This window comes from Candidatus Thiosymbion oneisti (genome assembly GCF_900092655.1).
Classification (GTDB): Bacteria; Pseudomonadota; Gammaproteobacteria; order Chromatiales; family Chromatiaceae; genus Thiosymbion; species Thiosymbion oneisti.
Window position 1 is genome coordinate 1 of record NZ_FLUY01001718.1, and the last position, 2,784, is coordinate 2,784.

Annotated in this window: 4 protein-coding genes; 3 read left to right on the forward strand and 1 reads right to left on the reverse strand. The window is 58.8% G+C overall.

From position 1 onward, the window contains the following. Positions 1–193, reverse strand: a 193-nt coding sequence (locus tag BQ17_RS22925; protein ID WP_218068346.1) for a hypothetical protein, incomplete at its 3' end; no start/stop codon positions are given. 769 nt (positions 194–962) lie between these two features. Here BQ17_RS22925 and BQ17_RS18160 point away from each other — a divergent pair. From BQ17_RS18160 to rsxB, 3 genes are all read left to right on the forward strand, one after another. Beyond that, positions 963–1,199, forward strand: coding sequence for a hypothetical protein (locus BQ17_RS18160; RefSeq protein WP_089729532.1), 237 nt, complete (start codon positions 963–965; stop codon positions 1,197–1,199). Between the two features lie 120 nt (positions 1,200–1,319). Then, positions 1,320–1,901, forward strand: a complete 582-nt coding sequence (gene rsxA / locus BQ17_RS18165) for an electron transport complex subunit RsxA (RefSeq protein WP_089729534.1) — start codon at positions 1,320–1,322, stop codon at positions 1,899–1,901. A gap of 13 nt (positions 1,902–1,914) precedes the next feature. Beyond that, a complete protein-coding gene (rsxB, locus tag BQ17_RS18170; RefSeq protein WP_089729536.1) occupies positions 1,915–2,493 on the forward strand; it encodes an electron transport complex subunit RsxB in 579 nt (192 codons plus the stop codon). Positions 2,494–2,784: the final 291 nt, after the last annotated feature.

Below are 2,784 nucleotides of genomic sequence, written 5' to 3' on the forward strand. Positions count from 1 at the left end.
GCACCGATCTTCGCCCTTTGACCCCCTCTCCCCAAGCCCCCTCGCTGCGCTCGGCGCAGGCTCTCTCCCGGCGGGAGGGTGTCGCAAACGCCCCTCTCCCGGTCTCTGGTTCCCACGTAGCGCGTGGGAACGAGAAAATGTCGGCGATCCCAGGGGCCGACAGAATGTCGGCGGTCCCAGGGGCCGACAACATGTCGGCGGTTGCGGGGACACGAGTGCGGCTGGGACCGCCGTCTTTCAGACGGCTTACGCATCTAATGACCAGCTGTCGGCAACGGTCAGAGTAGATGCCTTGTGGGCCGCACCGGATAACGCCGGACCGCCGGCAGGTTTGGTTCCCGTGTATACGCAATGGTGGACACCAGCCTGATGCTCTCCGCGGCGCGGAGCTTCCGCGTTCCCACGCGCCGCGTGGGAACGAGAAAGACCGCGTCGGGCGTCACCTTTTACGACACCCTCGCGGGAGAGGGGCTTTTCAGGTCACCGAACCCACGCTGCGAACCCGCAAAGACTTAAGGAAAGAGGTTTTGCCAAGGCGATGTTTCAGCCGTGATGATTAGTCGGTTGCCCTGTTTGCATCTACACGTTAACCCCGAGCGGCATGATTTTGCGCTAGGATATTCAGCTAGCCGTGGTGTTCGGTCGGCGCCGCGCACCAGGCCCGACAGTGAATTCCCACACCGATGCCGGGTTGAAGCCCTGCTGTCTGAGACCCCATGATGGGGGATGGTTTTCGATAGTCCTGGAGGTCGGGTCAGGCGCCTGCTGCTGGTGTTTGGATATTTGGGCGCACCCTAACCCACAGCCACAAGGAAAACTACGAATCACGCAGATCCTCGCGAATTGGGTTTTGGTGCCTACGGGAACATTCGCGTTGATTCGGGTGATTCGTGGTTGAAACGATACCGTGTGTTGGGCACGCCGCTGTTCTGCCTTGTAACCAAACCTGGGTGTAGCGACGAATGTTTAATACGATCTTGGAGGCGATCAAACGTCTCGAAAATGAAGAGAAGCCTTCTAAGTCCAGTAAAGAGTTATTGGACTACCTGCATTCGGAAGCGGATAAAGAGGTGAATTCAAACCTTATAAACCTCATGACCTATGGTCAGAGGCTCGGGTGGGAGCGGATTGAAAATAGGGTTGCCAAGCTTCTTGATTTCATTCAAGCCGCAAAGGGAAACTCCGATAGTCGTGGCTAGCTATGTATATAGTTCCCCAAAAAATGATCTCCAGGTTATCAGTACTTGGGTACCGCTGTACCGGCCTAGCCTGATCTTAGGGTTAATCCGGGGTGCTTGGTCACCCGACTTTGCAGCTGCATGAAAGAATATGCCCTCATCCTGGTCGGCACTGTGTTGGTCAACAACTTCGTGCTGGTCAAGTTCCTCGGACTTTGCCCCTTTATGGGTGTCTCCAAGAAGCTGGAGACCGCCACCGGCATGGGGCTGGCGACGGCCTTCGTGCTCACCCTGTCTGCGGTCACCGCCTGGTTGGTCAACAGCTACCTGCTGGAACCCTTGGGGATCGAGTACCTGCGCACCATCGCCTTTATCCTGGTCATCGCCGCCGTGGTCCAGTTCACCGAAACCGTGATGCACAAGACCAGCCCTCTGCTGTATCAAGTCCTCGGCATTTTTCTCCCGCTCATCACCACCAACTGTGCGGTGCTCGGCGTTGCCTTGCTCAACCTGCAGGAGCAGCGGACCTTCGTCGAGTCGGCCCTGTACGGTTTCGGTGCCGCCCTCGGCTTTTCGTTGGTACTTACCCTGTTCGCGGCCATCCGCGAGCGGGTGGATATGGCGGACGTGCCCGCCCCCTTCCAGGGCAACGCCATCGCCTTGATCACCGCCGGTCTTATGTCGCTGGCCTTCATGGGTTTCGCCGGTCTGGTGGCCTCGTGACGGAGGCGCTTGCATGCTGACCGCCATCGCCGCCTTCGCGATACTCGCCACCTGCCTGGGGTTGCTGCTGGGCTACGCGGCCATCTATTTCCGCGTCGAGGGCGATCCCGTCGCCGACCGGATCGATGCCTTGCTGCCCCAGACCCAGTGCGGGCAATGCGGATATCCAGGCTGCCGACCTTACGCCGAGGCGGTAGCCAAAAACGAGGTGGCGATCAACAAGTGCGCGCCGGGGGGTGAGACCGTGATCCTGGCCCTCGCCGATCTGCTCGGTAAGGACCCCTTGCCGCCGGAGGCCGGAGAGGAGGAGCCGCCCAAGGCCCTGGCAGTCATCGACGAGCAGCTATGCATCGGCTGTACCCTGTGCATCCAGGCCTGCCCGGTGGACGCCATCCTCGGTGCCGCCAAGCAGATGCATACGGTCATTGCGGACGAATGCACCGGCTGTGAGCTCTGCGTTGCGCCCTGTCCGGTGGCGTGCATCGAGATGGTGCCGGTCGCGACGGACCAGCGAACCTGGAAATGGCCCTATCCTGCACCCCTGCCCCCGCCTCGGCCCGACCCGGCGGCAGTACAGCTGGGCGCAGTTTGAACCGCTTAAGACGCGGAGGATACAGAGAAGTTACCAGCTACCAGCTACCAGCAAATTAGAACCTCACAGGGCACAAAGGACGCAAAGTTTTTTGTTGATATAACGAGGGAACTTCGACATCTTCTGGCGCTCAGTTTCGATTTGCGTTCATTTGCAGCTAAAAATCGGGGTAGTGCTCAACATGTAGTGATCCAGTTCTGAACGCTCATTGCAGAGTTCCAATCGGACAGGATTCACAGGATTTTCAGGATTAACAAGATTCTTTATTTTTGTAGGGAACGGCCGACCCGC